A 234-nucleotide genomic window follows, 5' to 3' on the forward strand; every position below is an offset into this window, starting at 1 on the left:
GGCATCTGGCGAACCTGACCTGTCTACATATCGGTGGCACACATATTTCTTGTACCGATTTGGCCCAGGTCAATGGGCTGACGAATCTCAAGCTCCTCAGGCTTTACGACGATCAAATCACTACGGAAGATCGTGAGTTAATTCGCGCGACATTCCCTCATTGCGACATGCTGACCGAACCACGAAAAGCGGGAACCAATGACTGACCGCGGCGAATTGCGAGGGCGGCCTGAT

Annotated in this window: 1 pseudogene; it reads left to right on the plus strand. The window is 53.0% G+C overall.

Features of this window, described 5'->3' with window-relative positions:
- Positions 1 to 206: pseudogene (locus ETC27_RS17490) on the plus strand (hypothetical protein); the annotation flags it as partial.
- Positions 207 to 234: the final 28 nt, after the last annotated feature.

It is taken from the genome of Onishia niordana (genome assembly GCF_004798965.1).
GTDB classification, from domain to species: Bacteria; Pseudomonadota; Gammaproteobacteria; order Pseudomonadales; family Halomonadaceae; genus Onishia; species Onishia niordana.